This is a genomic window from Vibrio sp. Makdt (assembly GCF_027587015.1).
Lineage (GTDB): Bacteria > Pseudomonadota > Gammaproteobacteria > Enterobacterales > Vibrionaceae > Vibrio > Vibrio chagasii_B.
The window spans coordinates 172,079-190,723 of the sequence record NZ_JAPPTH010000005.1 but is presented as its reverse complement, the minus strand read 5'-3'; the positions used below and the strand labels follow the sequence as shown (position 1 = coordinate 190,723).

Below are 18,645 nucleotides of genomic sequence, written 5' to 3'. Positions count from 1 at the left end.
TCCGACTAACTTATACTCCATAACAAATAAACAATAAGATATCGACGCTTGGCAGGTTCAATGCAATGACAAAAGTAATTTACGATCCGTTCGTTCCTCAATTTTCAACAACTCTAGAAGATAGAAACCCTAAGAGTAAGTATAGAAATGAGACAAGATTGAATCATCCTGTACGCCGAGTCGATTTCTACGGAACCCCCATTTACCTTATACAAGGCCTAACTTATTCTCCGGCCCTTGGAGCCTTTATGGCGAGAAAAATGGTGAAAGGAGAAGTTGTCCTCTACTCAACAAAAGCTGCGAACGCTAACACGCCAAAACAAAAAATCGCAGAAATTATTATTTCCTTAACTCGTACATATCTCGAAGCAACGAAAAAACTAGACACAACTAAAGACAAGAACACGAACATATCAATTTCACTAATGGCAAAGAAAAACTTGGCTCTATGGCCTACTCTTCGTGTTCAGTTCTCTTCAGAGCACGGGCAAAACGTTGCAAAGGTAATAGGATTAGACAAGTTAACAAAGTATGAAAACCTGATGGTATTCATTGCTCAATTCAATGAACAAGTTATGGCTTTCAAAAAGTATGGAGGAAAGCACTTTGAGTTTGATGAAAATGCCAAGCCCGTTCAATTCATTGACATCGATGTTCAACAGTTATCTGGCAAAATAACAAAAGCATTTGACCGCTATTTCTTGAAGAGAAGTCTTGAGATCCCTAACGTTGAGGGAGGGGTGAGCTCAGCTGCTAATTTTAATGAATACATAGATCAACTTCAAAATGCGCTGTGGGAAGCTAAAGCTTGTATTGATAAGCCAAAACCTATTGAAAGCACTGATATAGTCAAAAGGCCACAAAGAACCACCGGTGTACCAGGTGTTAAATTTAAACTCGACCGTAGAACTTTAGGCCTTTACGTTGCAGGGATCACCGGCGAAAAAGCTGGTGGATTTCATACTGACAAGAAATTCTATCTTTCAGAGCATAAACTTGAAGATGCTTTTAAAATGGCGAAGGCCGCATTTCATGAAGCGTATGGTCTTACTCCACTCTCCAAAAGCCAATATTTAAACGAATTCAACGAATTTAAAGGGCGGTTGCTTTTGGTTGTCCCTCAACCCCTACTATATCAAGTCGCCGATGGCCTAGAAGGGATAAGCATCTCAATTGGTAAGTATGATAAGCGACCTAAATTAATCGATTTCTCACCTATAGAAGCTATGTGGTTGCGAAATAAAATAAGAAATGGCGGAAGGTTCAAAGGGTTGCACCATCCTAATCGTCGCAATAAGAATCGTGTCACGGTTGAAGATGTTGAGTCATTAGATCTTGCTGAAGACCTACTAGAACGTTCATCTTCAATACCGCAAGATTATAATTCGGTTGAACCTTATGAAAATACTCAATCTTCCTACCCAGCGGAAGAAAATAAACAAGCCAAGAAAGAGGCAGCTTACTTAGAATTGGAGATAAAAAATCTGACAGTTCAACATACTGCTGCATTAGCTGAATTCATGGATTCAGGGTATAGGTACGGTAATTTTGGTGGTGACTCCCCAATTTTCGGTATCTTTACAGCCGATTGTGAACGTTGTGGGGCAAAAAGTGAGTACCATGATCTGGGTGGTGAGTTTGTGGTCAAATGTAGCAATTGTAGCCATAAAGGTGCAAAACTTCATTCAGAGTGGCGAGCCAAATTAGATTGGAACCGAAAGAACACTCATACGATAAGCCTTTTGGATATACCGCACTTCCACCTAAAGAATAGGGCAATACATACCTCCTTGACGTTTATGACATCGGTTGAGAAATTACTTTTCACTGAACTCGATAAAGTGCATTCGAAGCGCGACTTAGCCCTATTGCAACGCAAGTACAGTTTAGAGCTAAGTGAGCGCTATTCTAAGCCAGGAAAACTATTCATCGAGAGGCTTGAGGCATATGGCGAATGGTATTGGATAACCATGGAAGTTTTGAACCGATACGCCCTAGTTGGGAAAAAGTGGAATCAATAAGAATTGAACCTTGAGTTACTTCTCTATTAAATAGTTAACGAGCTCAAGGTACTCTTCAAATGAGGTTACGCCACCAGCATTTGCGAGGTATTTGTTGTTTATGACTACGGAAGGTGTACCGGTAAGTCCATTGGCATAAAAATCTGAATCATAACTGTTTGCAACTTGAAGAACGGCTTGGCTGTTAAATGTACTGTCGAAGTCAGAACCAGAAACGCCGTTGTTTATGAATATTTCGCGTATTTGATCGACGTTTTGAGGAGCTTTGTTTTGCTTATGTATTGCTGCAAAAAGAGCAGGTAGTACCCTTGGTTCAACGCCCAACTTTATCATTGTCGCGTGAGCTTTGTTCATTTCTATGCCCATTTCTCGGCCCATAAAAGAAACATGTTTGGTATTAAAAGGTATACCTTCAGGGAGTTGTTCTTTTAGCATCTTAGATATTGGTTGAAAGCTATTACAGTGACCGCAAAACACAGAAATATACTCAGTCACCATTGGCGACGAAGATTTTTGGCCGGTTAATTCCTTGTAGTGAATGTTCTCTTTGAACTCGGAAGCAGAAGCTGAAAATGAAAGAATGGCAGTAGTAAAGATAGATATGAACTTTTTCATAGCTGGTTTCCAGTAACTAGATAAATTTAGTAAGAATTATCTTCTTAGAATAGGTAAAACTCATTGTACCCGAATTTGCTTGTTGATATTACGTTATAACCCAACACCAATCTGTAACAAGATCTTACAGATGACAAATTTTTATATTGAACACTACCGAATCAACAATTGTTGATTCATAGAGCTGGGGAGTTGAGATGAAAAGAAATAAATATCCACAATTGAATTCCATGCGAACCCATTTAGTCACCCATATAAAGTTGGGGTTCATATTTTTAGCAACGGCAGTCTGTATCATTTTTCTGAAGTTGCCATTCTTGATCCCAGAATTTGCCAATGCCCCATCCCTAATTAATGGAAAGTTGGTTGATGTCATCGCTAAACCGATGGTGTTTTTATTAAAAATATCACCTTTTATCTATGTTTTAATTCTTTTCAACGATTGCTGGTGGCAGGTGAAGACATTTCAACCCTTTAAATCGATTGGTACTGCAATCAAGCGGGTTAAAGGTACAAAACTATACTCATGGTACAAGAATAGTAAGTACCGTTATGCTGTTGATCATCAACTAGCGGCATTCATTTCTCTATTTGCCTTAACGACATTTGTTGTAGGTACAGCAGTAATCAAAAGTGACTCATTAACTGAAACAATCGATATAGTCTTCGCTGAGCGTAATTTCTATAACTACATCATTATTCAGGGTGTCTTTTGTGTAATGGGAGTCATCGCATCCCTATATACTTCACATGTAAGAAGAACCGCTTTATTAAAGGAAAGGATAGCCACTGGCAAGGAAACGATAACCCATATTGATTTTAGAGTACCGGAAAATGCCGTATGTACCTTAATCAAACAAACACCTAACGGATTCGTAAGGCAAAAGGTACAGTTCAAAGATGGACTGGTTGAGTACCTACAATATAGAAGTGCGGTCAATAATGAAGACCTACCTGCATGGGTTGTTCAAGCTGTTCAACAATCCATGGTCGAGGAGCGAAAATAGCTTTAGACAATAACAACCTGAGTGTAAATAACTGCTTTATTTAGGATTTCACACCTTTACGATAAATAGATTCCGTGTAAAATGAGCTGTATAAATATACAGTTCAAAGGGGGCCGTATTGCCTTTAATTACCTTGAAACATATTCCTTCTTCTCAATTGATAAGAACACTAACGACTAATGAAGAACTAACTGCAATCGCTATTTTTCAGCTTAAAACAGCGCAGTACTATCACAAGAGATCGACGTTCAAATTACAACTTTTAAACCTGAAACCTTTTGATAACTATAAGTATAAAACAGCTTACGCCGGACTACTGAGCAGCAAAGTTGGGTGTGACAGGTTGCTCGTAGCTCTCCTTAATCATTCAAAGGTGGGAAATTGAAAGCTTTCGCTAACGTCGACACAAAAGGAATAGAGCATGGTCAGCGGGTGTCGGCCGCAGAATTTCGTCAGCTTGCCAAATTAGATTCGAGTGCACCTTTGGCACAAAATCACAAGATGAATGTGAAACAAGGTACCAAGTCCGCTCAGAAACCTCGACGTAGCTCCAACAAACAAAGAAAAGCGAATCAAGGGGTCGAACTTCCGTGGTTTACCCTCTATCTAAAAGAAAAGTGCCGTTTAGATACCAATGATGCACTGAAGAAGAGTGATCTTGAGTATTACTATCAAGTAAGCGTAATGCTCTACGTTGCTGAAAATTATCCAAAATTAAAACGCTTAGTTCATGCTTCACCAAACGGCGGCAAGAGATCACTCCTAGAGGGTAAAAGACTAAAAAGGGCAGGAGCTTGTAAAGGGCATCCCGATTTACAATTCATGGTTCCGAGAATGGGGTATTGTGGCCTTTTCATAGAAATGAAGAAACTGCCTACTGATTATGGGAAGAACCCTGAAATTGCACTGCGAGAGGTGCACATAGACCAGCATTTGGTTAGAGTTGACTTACTCGAACAAGGTTACTTAGCTGTCGTTTGTTATGGCCCTCGTGAAGCGATAGATGTCATAACAGCTTACATGGCTGAACAGCCATTACCGGTTATTGTGTCAGCGCGGTGGGATAGTTTTGATTGGGAAGAAAAAGCAAAGCGTGATTAGGCAGTTAGCAATGTAGGGAATTAAATACCCTAATAGTGTAAAATCAACGGCTAAGCTAGTGTATTAACTCGATGTTTAATCAGAGTCAGTTAACTGATAATGGATTTGTAAGAAGACCAATATGACAGAATTTGTCCCCCCGATATACGTAATCATTTCTCTATTTTTAGTTGGGTTGCTGTGCTCTAATTCCTTGATTAAAGCCATTGCATTTACGGTATTTTGGATATCATTGAATGTAGTAGTCCATGTCTCAGCAGAGTCATACTTCAAGTACTCCTTCAGTAAGGGAGCGATTTCGGCTTTGGAGTCGTTGGATAGCACCATTAGAGGGTCGAAAGTAGTTGATTCTTTAACCCCAGGCCGTTATGTCGAACTTTTACCTGAACTTACTGACAATGCGGGTTATGTTTGCTCCAACAAAATCACATCAGACTTAGAAAGTAACCTTTTGTCATTGAATGAGACATCAAGAAGTGTGGTTGTTATGGGTATAGACCCTATCACTGACGAACTTACTTGCTGTAACAGTGCGTCACTAAATGGAGTACAATATCGCGATACTGAAAGTGGACTCCAACTAAGGTGCGGAACGTGGCCTTTGACGCGAATTGTTACTGTGGCCGATATGTCGAAATCCGCACTAACGGTTAATCACAACTTTTAAAAAATACTTAAATGGAGAAATTTAATGACGTTTAGACCGAATACCCTATTGGTTTCTGTGCTTGGGATGACATTTATGGTTGGATTTTATCTGAATATTCCAATGTGGGATGCCGAATTGTTTCTTATAGGTCTAACTCTGGGCTTGCCTATTTTGTTCCTGTGGTGGTCTGGTCGGTGGTTTCTAAAGTCACTGGTCCCAGTAGTCATTGTTGGTATGGCAATTTTGGTCACGTACGATACGGTGATTCCTGAAGTAAATAGAATCGCGTATTCTGGATTTGGATTAGGCATTTTTCTTGGCGTTATCCCAGCGTTAATGATTCACAGGCCCCGCAGCTACCTTATTATTTCTTCTTTCTACCAGTTCGATAACAACCCAGAGAAAAGTGAAGAATATCTGCACCGCTATCTTAATGCGATTGAAGACAAGTACGATTCGGAGGAATAGATGATTTGGTATGTATTACTATGGCTAACAGGCGGGGTCATCGTCGGAATAGTTTTAAATAAAACGATCTTCAAGTGGCACCACGAAAATGCCAATTCAGATCAATATCCATTTGCACTTGTTACCTTAGCTAAAAGTGCCATTCAAATGGGGTTGCCATTGTGGGTGATAAAAATTCAATGGGATTTTTTTAATCCAACTGAAACGGATGTTTATGACTACATTTTCGTCATTAGTTTCTACCTGATTGGGTTGGGGTTTGTTACGACAGTTCTAGTGTTTATACTTAAACATTATGGCTATTATTCACACAAAGAGATGAAGGGTGAAAAATAACCTGATAAGCACTCTTTACATAGGTCTTATACCGTGTATATTTAAGTTAACTCGTTGCTTGTGCAGTGTGTTAACAAGTTCAAGATTGGGTCAACTCAATCTGTAAAAACCTCGACTATGTTGAGGTTTTTTGCTATATACCGTTCTAATAATTCTCGCGTTTTACCTGCATTTCTGCCCTGATTTCGTCCACAGTCTGGCGGACATAATAATCACATGGCAGTTGAGGATTATTTCCAAGGATGCGCCTAGTCTCGAGAATAAATAGTTCATCAGCAAGTTTATCCTCATTGTTCAATTTTAGGAACTTTATATCTTCTTTCATCGCCGCTACTTCAGCTAGCTTACTGCTATCTTCAATCTCTAGCTCAGAACGTCGCCAAATCGGAAGTGAAGGGCCGATATACAAACAACTGAGGCTAATAAAGATCATTGAACCTATCAAGTTAATTTTTATACTAATAATACCCGCCATTGACAGAATGCATGATATAAAGAATAAAAACGCAATAGCTAAGTAAATACGTGAAAATAATGGCGAAATGGCTACATTCAGAATCCTCTGGCCATTAACTGATTCAGCTTGACTCATGACTAATCCTTTAAATTTACTATGATTTAATGTGGTATCGGTTATATCTTACAAGATATAATGATCAGGTCAATTTTGATACAACATCCTCAATGAATGAGAATTGAGACAAAAATGCATACACATATACCACCTAGTGAGCCACCATCTATTACGTGCCCAAACTGCTCTCAAACCAGCTATTCACTAATGGATATCAAGAGTAAGTATTGCGGTAAATGCAATAAATTCCATTATGAGTTCCAGAATACTCTAGCATACCAAAGCGATGTAGTAATTTGCTCCGCAAAGCCTAGGATTGGTAAGTCAATACTCAATAGATGATATTGAACAGTTTCGATATAACTAGGCCATGCATGTTTTTTCGCAAATTGGTTTCTGCTTTGCCATTTCGCCATTTCTCAGATCGCCAACGTAAAAATCGTTACTCTTTTTGAAGTGTTGATACAGTTGAATCAACATAGGCTGGTAGGGGACAAAAATGTGTACCGGACTCAATCATGCTCAGTCATTGCTAAAACATCGTATAAGGACATAGAAATTGAAAACAGAACCTGATGGGAATTTAAAGGTAATACCTGCATTTTGCGGGTTTCCTACAAATACACTATTTTTGGCTATCAGTTTAGCAATAGCTTCCTATTTTTTGATTGGCCCGTACACCCTCATATACGTGTTTTTTGCACTGACTCTAATCTATGGACATTGCTTTTTCATTCGATTGGATGGCCACTATGAAAAGCTAAGCTGTGATCTCGGAGGGTTTTTCCCTCACTACCTATACATAAAGGGTTTACCTGATAATTTTTTTTCAGATATAGAAGTCATCATCGAAACAAACCAACTGGTGGGCATTCATTGCCCAAAAAATAAATTACTTCGAATCGGACTACGACAACATGTATATGGCCATGGAGGGTTCAGCGAGTTTTTCGACGGTGAGGATGTAACTCTTTCAGGGTTGCCGTTAGGGAATCGCACTTTACTCCTTTCATATAGAACCAAAGAAAAACTCCAATGTGCAATTTCAACCATGCAAAATCGAGGTTGGAAAATGCATGGAGAGCAGGGGGTGGAAGCAAACTTAATTGACCGGCATTACACCCAAACGATGATGTATGAGCCAAGATATACGGAATCAAGGATCGCCCATTAGTAACGAATGGTAGTGATTTAGTTAGCGATAACAACAAACATTAAATAAGGCTTAGAGATGAAAACTTTTACGATAACTACAGTGTTCGCAGCTGTTCTCGCTTTGACGGGCTGTGATGATGAAACGTTCCGTGTCGTTGATGACATTAAAGAGTGCACCCAAGTCGATTTAGGTGATGAGACGCTTGATGTTAAAGCGTATCCTTCACAAGAGTCCATTGGGTACTTCGATGGAAATTTAGTAAAGCATTCAACCTGCACACCAGCTTCGATAACGGTGAGTGGATCAGCCACAACTTATTCCTATTACCAATATGGCAATCTGGTTAATAGTAAAAATGGCGTAAGCGCTCTTAAGTATTGGTACGCTTCTGATGGTAAAGAGATGCTCGAAGCGCAGCGCGTTTATGTTGGTTCTAATGGAGAGACAGTAACTCGAGAGGATGGGCCTCTAGGTTCAATCCAGCTTATGCAATGGACAAGTTCATTAGGAACAATCAGAGCAGAGAACAAATTCGACCAATCCGAAGAGCAAAAGGTAACCGTGAACTACGGTCAAATGTCCAAAGAACGCAGCTATAACGACAATACAGCTCAATGGGACTGTATTTGGAAGGATAGTGGTTCAGTAGTGGCATCGGATGCTGGGTGCTTAAATGAGGCCGTTTTAGACACTACTCACCTTGGTGTTGTGGCGTCTGGAGATATCTATTGGCAACTTTTAGCTAAAACTACTCGTAGTTATGAGACGGACGAAGAAGAGTTGAAGCAAGACATACAGGATTACTTCAAGTACTTCTAAAAGCAATTGGTTGAGTGTTTACTGATTTACGAGGTTACAATCCAATATGACTAAGTATAAATTCAAAGGCGCTTTGACACGGTTCTCTAAGCTGAAGGTATTTGATAAAACAATAGTGTTGTTGAGCTTTGTGTCTACTCCATTTGCAGTCTACTTGATGGTACTTGAGTACAATAGTGGTTCAAACTTGAAAGCTACTATGTTCGCTTTGTTAGCTGTGATGATCGCGCTCGGTAACTTATCTTAGGTATTTGCGATTAAGACAGACGACTAACCTATAACCTCGAAGTGAACTAAGAGCCAAAGTAATCCAGGGCTTTGATTGCCACTGTCACTTAAACTAGGATTTAATTCCTTTCAGCCTGCTGGTGGACTCTCAGAAGAACTAGATTTAGGCCTTGATGAACAATACGGATATTGATCGACCATTGGCGGCCCAAATGATAGGGTTTTCTTCAATGACCATAGAACAACTCAATGCTCTTTTGTCCGGTTTGGTAACATTGAACATAGCAGATCACCGCTAGTTACAAGCTATTGAAGGAGCTTGAATGATAGTGTTAGGGTTCATTCTAAAAGGGACATACCAATGCCTAGTACAAGTGAGATGATAAATAGTATAAGTAAGAACCATCTGGAAAATATGGCGGAAAGTTTAGACAAGTTTTGGGACTACGCTATGTTTGACCAACGATATATTCAGCCTAGTGACGGTATACTAATGGCACTAGAATTTGGAGCTATCCAGCAAGGTTTGATACCTAAAGATTTCTATGACCTGAATTTTGATAGTGCCGTATTCATGACTGAGTTTGTATCGCAGTTAAGAGTAACGGCAAAAGGGATGTCACTAGTCAACTGGACTGAAATCGAAAAAAATTTACCGTATATTTATGAGGGGCAGGTTAAGCCTCAAGCGCACAGCGAATAGATCGCACCCATAACCTAGTAATTACAACAAAGAGAACCAATCTCAAATGAAAATTAATGATCTTACAGTTGAAGCCAATCAACGCGAATTTCTAGAAACGCGATATAAGCAAGGTGATGAGCTTATGCCGACCTGCCTAATTACAGACAACAAAGGTCAAGTTCGCGCGTTCGCGATGCCATTTACGAACGCAGAAGAAAAGGCGTTCTGTGTATTAACACTTCGCGCACTGATCGCTAAGCTAAAGGCAAAGGAATACGCCTTTGTTGCTCAAGTCCGAATGGGTCACCTGAATGGCATAGCACCATCAGAACAGGCTGACAGTGAAGAGGGGGTAATGTTTAATGTAAAGAAACCAACGTCTTCAGATGACACGTTGTGGCAACTCACTCGAAATGAGTCTGGGCTTAGAGAACCTATCGCACCGATGAAGTTCAATAATGCTGGTGGCGAGTTTTCAGATCTGTTCGATATCATCCCGTTTACCTCGCTGAATTCGACTAAGAAGCGAAAAGTCGAAAAAACCGTAAAACAACTTATCAAGTCAGACCCATTAATTACCGGCTTGGCTTTATGATGTAAGCCAGATACAAATATCACGGTCATTGACGCAGTAATAATGGTTCAAGTAATAAACGTCGACCTAAAGTTGCGAGGCCATTTACTCGAAACACCCCTGAAACCTTAATTATGGAAGATTGAAATGAACATTAGACTACTTTCAATTGCACTTGTTACTACTTTTGGTCTAACGGCATGCCAGAGCACCAGTAACCAAACCCACTTTCTGTACCTTCAAGATCAAGTGATTGCTAACAGCATCGATTTTGACCAATTGTATGACCAGTGGATAGATTCAAAACTCACCAAAAATAATCTTGGCGTTTACGAGTTCCCAACACAAGTAGCGCGAACTGAAGCCATTAATTCATTAAAAGATGGGGTTGAACGTTATTGCGATTATGTCGGTGGTTCTTTATCTACAGAAAAAATTCAGTATGGTGAAAGCTATAAGTGCGACAGAGAGGATCATCCATACATTGCCGTTTCGTACAAGCGTTACAACGACAACCTAATGTCTATTTACCCTTCCACAACAAGTGCAAGACTTAAGGCGGAAGAGTCTAGAAAAAACCAGCAGTTAATTGACAACAAAATAAAAGAACTGAAGCTTCTTAATGGCCCGGGTGGAACACTTGTTCTAGAAACCGGTCACTCTGTTGAATTTATTCGAATGGGTACTGTTATCCAGCGTGACTTGATGCATTTAGGTGTGAAACAAGGTACGAGAATCAACGACTATGACTATACGTATATTGATGATGTAGCAAGCATAGATTTTGAAAACAAAACGTTTACTAAGACAAGTGGCGACATCACTGAGTTTGATGTTTTTGGTGAAACAGAGTCAGCCAATCGCCATAGTTTGAGTGTTGGCGTCGACGGGTTGGCAATAGTTACTGTTGATCCTAAAAACGACCAACTGTTTGTTCTTCGCTTCCCGAATTTAAATGGGGTTGCCTCGATAACATTCGAGCAATCAGCATTGGAAGGCGGAATGATGGCAACTCAATTCGACACCAAACCTTATGAGGACGAACTGAATGCGTATTTAGCATTGGAAGCGGCTAAGATACAGAGCGAGCGCGACTGGAGTCGATATGTAGATTTTAATAACTTGCCACCGAAGACCGTTGAGAAAGTTGTGAAGTTGGTTAATTCAATTGCTGATGATGGTTACGGCCCTTACCTTGGCGACAACATTGACGGTTTCAAGTATGGCCCATACGTCTTTTCATTGAGCCAACTTGCAATGGGAGAGGTCAGCTATTTAAACAAAGGTTATAAGTTTACGAACGAGACGACCCCGCTTGCATCGTACATTCTAATGGCGTGGATGAAATTGGATGTAGACGGTAACTCCTTTGGACGAATTACCAAGTCAGATCTTCAAAAGCAAGTGTTCGAGCGCTTTTCAAACTAAACCCTCCTGACGGTTAATAAGAATGAGGTCGCACTGCGCGGCCTTTATTTTGTGGCCTAAAGCGAAACAGTACCTAAACTTATTGGAAACGTTCACGTTTTTGTACATGAGCTATCAATCGATTCTATATACATCCATCGGTCACGGGACGATTGATCTTGCTATTTTACCTTACATTAAGTGTTCATCACTGAATGTTTGGTTCATCGAGCGATAATGAGTAAATGGTTAATTCAACAAGATCACTTCGCTTTTCCTTGAAAAATCATTCTTGATCAATACTAATTGAGCAATGCTTGCTCTATAATCAAGCAACTCCAAGCCCCCTTTTTTTGTTGACTCAATTGTTGCAACTTCTCAGGGCTGCCCAAAGCATAATTCAAACCATTAAAGGAACAGGCTTCAATGCTTCTTCAATTGATTACGTCTCAATATCACGATGTGGTAACGAAAGTGCTTCATAGCGCATCACTTACTTTAACTGCTAGGAAGCAAAGTCCGGGCACAGTAATTGATTTTTCGCAAGTAAGAATTCGAACTGACAATGGTAATTACGAAACGTCTAGCTTCCTAAGAGTTGAAGAACCAACTCACAACAGAGCAGAACAACCAAAACTAATCACTACCGGGTATGATTATTTAAATTTTGAGTATGTAAAGGTAAAATCAAAGTCAGAAGTGGTGACTGAGCTTGATTATCCTGATTTGACCTCTAGAACCATTTCACTTAGAGGCTTAACTTTCTCACAAGCAAATAAACCTCTTAACACACTGCTCTTTGAGAGTATTAATGCAAGCATAATTGATTATACAATTCGCCTGACAGCCAAAAACCAGGGAATGGTAGCGAAGTATCAACTAAAAACGCTACCAGGTTTTGAGAACATCTCACTTGACGATCTCTATGAGATTACTGTATTGGTTTCAATTTATGACATGACCGAAGATAAAGTAGACCAAGGAATCGCAGCATTGACCAAGAATTCAGCTTGCAACGGGCTGAATGTCGAAAGCACGAACACCGGCAAGCAAAGATTCATTAAACTCTACCGCGAAAAAGTGAGAAATTATATATCTTTGATTAGAGATCCGCTTCGTGTTACTGAAAATGGATCATCAACAAAAGAAGACGTTGCACTTAACTGGTTTATTCGCTCGTATGAATATTTGAATTCGGACAAACATCATTACTTTGACTCGATAACGCCACTATACTTTAGAGCTAGGTTCGATGAAGAGGTTGCCTGGTCACCATTCCATTCACATGCCAATTACAACGTGGTTGCTATTCCTTCTCAATGCCCCCTAGGGCATAGAATTAGTAAGTTAAGGTTGTCACTTGAGCAGCTTTTAATGACTAATAGGTCATCTTTGTCCGCGAGATTGCAAGCCTACGTCCCAATAGAAAGATACAAACATTTATCGAAGATTGAGACTAAGTTGGAAGTTAACAATCGATGGGTTTTTAACATTGACCCTCTTCCGAAGATGGTTGAGTGGAAAGGGGATAGGTACAATTATGACACATGTATCTTACATTTTTTTCATACTTTGTTTAATGTTAGTGTCGATTCAATTCAAGATAAGGTAACTAAAGAGTTAATCAGCAACCACTTAAAGAATATAAGTTGGATGAACTTTATCTTCCAACTAATTGACAATGGCTACTATACAACTCTAGGCGTTTTAGATGCTATGAAGAGCTCTGAAGATCAACGTTTCTCGCGCCTCGCGTGGACGGTATTCGACTCAATTCCAGAAATTCATGATCTCTATAGTGCGACTAATCCCAACCTTTTTGATAGTAACGTTGACCTAGTGATTGACTCACTGCAACTTCAAGGATCTTGCTTGCAACAGGTTTTGGGAATAAGCATGCTTACCCATTTACAATTATCCCAGAGTCTAGAGAAACCTAAGCCAACTCTTCACCTAATAGAAACTACATTTAGTTTTAGACCAGCTGAAGAATTTGCTTCTTTGTTGAGAATGAATCGAAAATTTGCGATAGCCACTATATTTGTTCAGCCTAACTATGCAGATTGCGGGCAAGCACTCCATAGCCGTGAAATTATGGATCAAACACAATGCATATTAAGAGAAGATCAAGAGAACTTGCATTTAGAATCTGAATGGAAGAATAGATATCAAAATGATGCTCTTCCGCCATTAATGACTGAGTAACTCTCTCGGATAGCAAACAATATCCATAACTATTTTGACTGAATTATTCATGATTAAGTAACTTGTTTCACCTATAAAACCGTATCCAGTTCTTAGCTGGCTTTCTTTCTCAACTATGGAGGGGTGGGTTTGTTAAAAAAATCCGCACTTGGCCTTTTAGTTACCGTGGTAGCTTCGCCTGTATTTGCAGGTTTGGAGTTTATTGAATTCACTACCACAGATAACACAAGTAGGGTCATTTCAAATTTTACAAATGCATATCTAAACAACCACGCTGACCTCGACCTACTCATCGCATCTGGGCTTGACCGGAAACTACGGGTTAAAGTAATAAAAGGTGGGGTAAACCTTGAGGATGTAACGACATCGGTAATCAATACAAGCGATAGAATCTCACATAGTGGTAAAGACTTTTATGGAAAGGTAGTGAACCTAAGTGGTTTAAGCTCTGATGGTGATTACACAATTGAAATTGATACGCTCTCATTAAATGGGTCGATTGTTACCTCTGACTCTTACGAATTGCAGCGAGATACTGTTCCACCGCTAATTAACGATGCGGGCATTACATGGGTCCGCAGAGCATATTCGTATGGAAGCATTGACCACTTCTCGTACACTGATTCGAGTTTAGAACTACGGTTAAACTCACTAACGGAGGAGCGATCTGGTTTATCGCATGTAGACTACTTTATATCTACCCCGGAACGCCTTGCTATAGACGAGGGTGACCGAACCGTGCTGGGTGCAAGTTTAAACAAGGATAGTAATTTCCAGGGAAATGCTACGATCTCCATAGCAACTGCTGCACACCCAAATGTCGCGCCTAATCAGGACCTCTACACCATTGGTTTTGATGTCTATGACCAAGCAGGCAATAAGACATCAATTCAACGAAATAGTCACATTGATAATGTCTGTCCACCAGCACCTAGCATTGAAGTATTGAACGCTTCAACGTCACTGTGGGAACCTTACACGAAAAACATGTTGTTACACCAAAACCCAATCAAAATGCGCTGGGGGAGGGATGTTTCAACCTTTGAGAGTAAAGCGAACGCACCATATGGTTGGGTGGATGGTAATGCCATTTCCTACACAATTGGCCAAACAGCATACTATGAGAGAACAATGCCAATCCCTCAAGATTATAGTTATTTCTATTTCTACACGAGGGCAGGAGAAATTTGTCACCGTCAAACATTAAGTAGCTTTAAGTTCACTTTTGCGAACGGTGTAGATGAAGCTCCAGTTGGTGGAGCCGCATGGTACAAAACAAATTTACCTGAAGAGAATGGCGCTTGGATACAGAGTGCATCACCTAGATACAATAAGCCATATACGATTACATCAGTACGCCATCATGCAGAAGCTCGCTCATACAGACAAAAGGCCTGGGGTTCATCGATTCCAGCTTGTTATATCGAGCCGGGGCAAACCTATTGTGACTCTGCGACTAATATATCCTATAGCAGTGGTCGAGGTTATTCACCGAAAGCTGTTTACCTCGATAGAGCTACTGGCGGGTTACAAATACACACGGGTTATGTCTATACATATTGGGATTTTTCGGAACCCCACGTACTAGACGTTCAGGCATATCCCGAGTCAAAAAGTATAGTATCTAAGACATATGACCCGGATACAGTCTCTGATTGGCGTCAAAATATGTGGAAAATTAGCAAGTTAGAAGCTGATGTTCAGTCGAAGGATGGGTTTGGAACTTTAACGCTGAGCCCTAGTGCGACTACTCAATTGGATATACAAAATCGTGAAGACACTTTCGATGTTTCCAATTTAGCTGACGGTAATTATGAGGTTACCATAAAGGCGACCGACACTTATGGCAATGTAGGCACCTCGAATCAGCCTGTTGAGTTTAAGGTAGATAACGCGGCTCCTTCGATCGCTGTCAATTACGAGGGCGCAGAGTTACCGGAAACTATAGCAGATTTAAGAAAGCTCAATTTCGTTCTGACAGACTTTAGTAATTCAGTATTAACTTCAGGTAGGCTGTTTGGGTCAAGTAGTAATGAAAATGTGTATCTGGGAATCATTAGCAAGGACAACGATGTCTACTCATTTGAACAACCAAAGATCTTTCCTACCTTAATGGACGGAGAATCTTACTCACTTGAGGTTACAGCAGAGGATGAGTTTAAGAACCAAGCGGTAGAGGTGTTCAATTTTAAATATATACCTGAAAACCTGATAGAGATGGACACACAGCCCTACCTAGGAGTTTCAGTGCGACTGTATGATGAGGAAGATATACCTCTGGCTCGTATTTATTCTGAAGCACCTTTGCAGCTCGATGAAGGCATGATGGCTACAGGTATTCAACAAGCCACTATCACCAATAGGCTCGACTCCGATATTGCGGTTAAGCTGCATTTAGGGCAGCAAATAGTTGAGGTTTCACCAGGGGAAACAAAACCCATTCAAGTAGACCTAGGTGATACTGGAGGGAACTTGAATGTTGAGGTATACCCTTCAACTAAAGCAGCAGGTAAAGCCAGTTTGATGTTTGATATTCCACAACTAACATCAAAATTTAATAATTAGGCCCCTTATAGGTCTTTAAGCCCAGCTTCATACGAGTTGGGCTTTTTTAATCCATATAGAGGGTCAATAGAGTAAAACACCTATGCAAATTTGAACTCGATTACGTATCACGATATGAAATCTAACCAGTAGTATGTCAAACGAGTAAAATTGATGTAAAGTTATACAAATTACCCATTCTCATGCAAATCACAAGGACTAGCTGATGACGCCTGACTGGACGCTTCATGCAAAAGGTGCTGATCTTGCAACCAAACCCATAAAGGTATTGAACAACGTTTGGTGGGCAGGAAACAATAATCGGACACATGAAGCCTCGCAAAAGAAACTCCAATCAATCTATGAGTCGAACCAGCATATCTGTTGCCAATGCAATGGTGCAAGGATGTTCGTACGATACTTGAGTTCAGGGCGCTATACAGTGGTCAATCACCCCATCGAAGGAAGACATTCTAAGCAATGTAAGTACTACACGGAGATAAGTGGGCAGATCTCTGATCGGGAGTATGGTGGAGAAGCCGAATACAGGGAAATCCTGACGTTCAATTACCATGCGGACATAAATAGTACTGACTCTACAGAGCCAGAATTACACGATGAACCTGCATTGACAGACACATCTCAGCGCAGCCAACCTAAGCTCTTGAGGTTAATGAACCAAATTTGTTCTGAAGCATATTTGAACACATATCTAAAACCCCTGTACCCGGCACACACAGACACAAAAAAAATGGAGTTGCGCACCTTAGCAAAGCTCCGTCATGCAGCCTCTACCATTAGGTTTGGTCAGTCGACACTTGACCATTATATTTTTTATGGTGAGAGCGGCGAACAGTATGCCCAGACATCGTTGCAGTCAAAAATATGGAAAGGTGCCGGTCGGAGACATGTTTTTCTACTAGATATTGTCGATACCATTACACAAAACTACAGTGAGTTGCTGTTTGATGGTGAACCAACCTTTTATGAAAGGGTAATAAGACCCGGCCAGCAAGGAACTAAGGGCCCATTTCTGGTAATATCTTCAGCAGTAGAAGATGAAGGGGAACTATTCCGCCATACAGCTTGCGTAAAGCCGATACTGTCTCGAGAAGTACCAATGCTTGTAGATTCCAACTACGAACGTAAAATGGGATTACTATTGATTGAGTGTATAAACTTACAAGCTGAAAGGTCGAAGAAAAACTACTGGAGTTTGCATAAGCCACTTATCCCAAAGCCAGGCGTTTCCGGCGAGCAAATTCTTCCTGACTTCATACTTAGCCACAAACTAAATGGAAAGGTGGAGTTCAGAGAAATAGTGGAAGTCATGGGTACTGATGACCCAGAGTATGCCGAACGAAAACAGCGTCTCATTCCAGAAATGAAAGACAAATTCTACAGCAGGAGGCTAGTAGAAGTGAAAGCCTATATACCGGGCAGAATCGAGAGCTACGGTGATAAAGCTAGAACTTATATTTTAAGTGGGAGTAAACGATAAATTGCCGCAAAGTATCGGCAACTATCGAAGCATCAGGCTTTAGTTAGAACGAGGGGTATATGCACAATAAAATTAACTATCTAGCACTCCTAGTGCTCATCACATTGAGCACTATAGGTGGAATATTGGCTGAGCTAGAAGGTATAGGATTTGCCGAAGGCATCATAGGCACGTATCTGTTGCTATCAATCCTTCTTTTTGCAACTGGGAAAGTTGATCTATCACGTTAACAAGGATCATGTATGGCTGAACATATTGAAATCAACCTTGCAACTCCATTTTTCGCCCCATCGGTTAAAATGACTTTACTTGAAATGGTAACAAGAATAGGTCGAGTTTGGCCAAGCGAAGCCACTTGTATTACTCAAGAGAGTGACGGTGAATTAATCTGGTGGTCATCGCCGATAAGCGAGGTGGAAAAGGCTCGTAAGACCGCATCTTTAGAGGCGGGTTTAGTGCCTATCTTGGGTTTTGGCTGTATAGTACAGGCCGACTATTATCAACTTAATGGCCAAGAAGTTGTGGCGACAGATTGGAAAACAGGGCTGGTGGAAAAAGACCAACTGTAGAAAGATCCATGGTTGCTTAAGTCCGAGTAGAAGTTACTAAAATCGGCTGGAGACAAGAAATCATGAAAGGATGAAGAATTCAGGATGAAACCACATATCATAGCTAATCTAGAGCAGCGTCATGATGGTTGGCAGAAAGATAGACAAAAACTGGCTAAATCGGGAAATACCTTCGATTATACTCAT

General features: G+C 40.4%; 17 protein-coding genes. 15 read left to right on the top strand and 2 right to left on the bottom strand.

The genetic code is table 11. The annotated features are described in order from the left end of the window. Positions 1–65: 65 nt before the first annotated feature. Positions 66–2,021 (top strand): hypothetical protein, encoded by a 1,956-nt coding sequence (locus OH460_RS08545; RefSeq protein ID WP_269996618.1) that lies wholly within the window; start codon positions 66–68, stop codon positions 2,019–2,021. A gap of 15 nt (positions 2,022–2,036) precedes the next feature. Here OH460_RS08545 and OH460_RS08540 read toward each other — a convergent pair whose 3' ends face one another. After that, positions 2,037–2,636: a thiol:disulfide interchange protein DsbA/DsbL gene (locus tag OH460_RS08540; RefSeq protein WP_269996616.1), complete on the bottom strand. Its 600-nt coding sequence runs from the start codon at positions 2,634–2,636 to the stop codon at positions 2,037–2,039. 197 nt (positions 2,637–2,833) lie between these two features. Here OH460_RS08540 and OH460_RS08535 point away from each other — a divergent pair, with 197 nt between their 5' ends. From OH460_RS08535 to OH460_RS08520, 4 genes are all read left to right on the top strand, one after another. Further along, positions 2,834–3,643 (top strand): hypothetical protein, encoded by an 810-nt coding sequence (locus OH460_RS08535; RefSeq protein WP_269996614.1) that lies wholly within the window; start codon positions 2,834–2,836, stop codon positions 3,641–3,643. A gap of 381 nt (positions 3,644–4,024) precedes the next feature. Then, positions 4,025–4,744 carry a hypothetical protein gene (locus tag OH460_RS08530; protein WP_269996612.1) on the top strand — a complete coding sequence of 240 codons (720 nt, stop codon included), beginning with the start codon at positions 4,025–4,027 and terminating at the stop codon, positions 4,742–4,744. A 691-nt stretch (positions 4,745–5,435) separates the two neighbouring features. Beyond that, entirely contained in the window at positions 5,436–5,861 is a 426-nt protein-coding gene (locus OH460_RS08525) for a hypothetical protein (RefSeq protein ID WP_269996610.1), read from the top strand. Next, positions 5,862–6,197 (top strand): hypothetical protein, encoded by a 336-nt coding sequence (locus OH460_RS08520; protein ID WP_269996608.1) that lies wholly within the window; start codon positions 5,862–5,864, stop codon positions 6,195–6,197. Positions 6,198–6,342: 145 nt separating this feature from the next. Here OH460_RS08520 and OH460_RS08515 read toward each other — a convergent pair whose 3' ends face one another. Then, positions 6,343–6,789, bottom strand: coding sequence for a hypothetical protein (locus OH460_RS08515; RefSeq protein ID WP_269996606.1), 447 nt, complete (start codon positions 6,787–6,789; stop codon positions 6,343–6,345). Positions 6,790–7,330: 541 nt separating this feature from the next. Here OH460_RS08515 and OH460_RS08510 point away from each other — a divergent pair. From OH460_RS08510 to OH460_RS08465, 10 genes are all read left to right on the top strand, one after another. After that, positions 7,331–7,945 (top strand): hypothetical protein, encoded by a 615-nt coding sequence (locus OH460_RS08510; protein ID WP_269996603.1) that lies wholly within the window; start codon positions 7,331–7,333, stop codon positions 7,943–7,945. Positions 7,946–8,002: 57 nt separating this feature from the next. Beyond that, a complete protein-coding gene (locus OH460_RS08505; RefSeq protein ID WP_269996601.1) occupies positions 8,003–8,746 on the top strand; it encodes a hypothetical protein in 744 nt (247 codons plus the stop codon). Between the two features lie 46 nt (positions 8,747–8,792). Beyond that, the gene (locus tag OH460_RS08500) at positions 8,793–8,993 is read left to right on the top strand and encodes a hypothetical protein (RefSeq protein WP_269996600.1); all 201 of its coding nucleotides are present in this window, start codon (positions 8,793–8,795) and stop codon (positions 8,991–8,993) included. Between the two features lie 342 nt (positions 8,994–9,335). After that, on the top strand, positions 9,336–9,677 hold the full coding sequence (locus OH460_RS08495; RefSeq protein WP_269996599.1) for a hypothetical protein: 342 nt from the start codon (positions 9,336–9,338) through the stop codon (positions 9,675–9,677). 46 nt (positions 9,678–9,723) lie between these two features. Beyond that, a complete protein-coding gene (locus OH460_RS08490; RefSeq protein WP_269996597.1) occupies positions 9,724–10,254 on the top strand; it encodes a hypothetical protein in 531 nt (176 codons plus the stop codon). 126 nt (positions 10,255–10,380) lie between these two features. Next, positions 10,381–11,661 (top strand): hypothetical protein, encoded by a 1,281-nt coding sequence (locus OH460_RS08485; protein WP_269996595.1) that lies wholly within the window; start codon positions 10,381–10,383, stop codon positions 11,659–11,661. Positions 11,662–12,066: 405 nt separating this feature from the next. Next, entirely contained in the window at positions 12,067–13,845 is a 1,779-nt protein-coding gene (locus tag OH460_RS08480; protein ID WP_269996593.1) for a hypothetical protein, read from the top strand. A 129-nt stretch (positions 13,846–13,974) separates the two neighbouring features. Beyond that, a complete protein-coding gene (locus OH460_RS08475; protein WP_269996590.1) occupies positions 13,975–16,410 on the top strand; it encodes an Ig-like domain-containing protein in 2,436 nt (811 codons plus the stop codon). A gap of 205 nt (positions 16,411–16,615) precedes the next feature. Then, entirely contained in the window at positions 16,616–17,890 is a 1,275-nt protein-coding gene (locus tag OH460_RS08470) for a hypothetical protein (RefSeq protein WP_269996589.1), read from the top strand. Between the two features lie 242 nt (positions 17,891–18,132). Next, a complete protein-coding gene (locus tag OH460_RS08465; protein WP_269996587.1) occupies positions 18,133–18,459 on the top strand; it encodes a hypothetical protein in 327 nt (108 codons plus the stop codon). The last annotated feature ends 186 nt before the right edge of the window (positions 18,460–18,645 follow it).

Coding starts and splice junctions, on each gene's coding strand:
- OH460_RS08485 (WP_269996595.1), top strand. CDS start 10,381: ATGAACATTAGACTACTTTCAATTGCACTTGTTACTACTTTTGGTCTA.
- OH460_RS08465 (WP_269996587.1), top strand. CDS start 18,133: ATGGCTGAACATATTGAAATCAACCTTGCAACTCCATTTTTCGCCCCA.
- OH460_RS08480 (WP_269996593.1), top strand. CDS start 12,067: ATGCTTCTTCAATTGATTACGTCTCAATATCACGATGTGGTAACGAAA.
- OH460_RS08545 (WP_269996618.1), top strand. CDS start 66: ATGACAAAAGTAATTTACGATCCGTTCGTTCCTCAATTTTCAACAACT.
- OH460_RS08470 (WP_269996589.1), top strand. CDS start 16,616: ATGACGCCTGACTGGACGCTTCATGCAAAAGGTGCTGATCTTGCAACC.
- OH460_RS08540 (WP_269996616.1), bottom strand. CDS start 2,636: ATGAAAAAGTTCATATCTATCTTTACTACTGCCATTCTTTCATTTTCA.
- OH460_RS08515 (WP_269996606.1), bottom strand. CDS start 6,789: ATGAGTCAAGCTGAATCAGTTAATGGCCAGAGGATTCTGAATGTAGCC.
- OH460_RS08535 (WP_269996614.1), top strand. CDS start 2,834: ATGAAAAGAAATAAATATCCACAATTGAATTCCATGCGAACCCATTTA.
- OH460_RS08500 (WP_269996600.1), top strand. CDS start 8,793: ATGACTAAGTATAAATTCAAAGGCGCTTTGACACGGTTCTCTAAGCTG.
- OH460_RS08525 (WP_269996610.1), top strand. CDS start 5,436: ATGACGTTTAGACCGAATACCCTATTGGTTTCTGTGCTTGGGATGACA.
- OH460_RS08495 (WP_269996599.1), top strand. CDS start 9,336: ATGCCTAGTACAAGTGAGATGATAAATAGTATAAGTAAGAACCATCTG.
- OH460_RS08505 (WP_269996601.1), top strand. CDS start 8,003: ATGAAAACTTTTACGATAACTACAGTGTTCGCAGCTGTTCTCGCTTTG.
- OH460_RS08490 (WP_269996597.1), top strand. CDS start 9,724: ATGAAAATTAATGATCTTACAGTTGAAGCCAATCAACGCGAATTTCTA.
- OH460_RS08520 (WP_269996608.1), top strand. CDS start 5,862: ATGATTTGGTATGTATTACTATGGCTAACAGGCGGGGTCATCGTCGGA.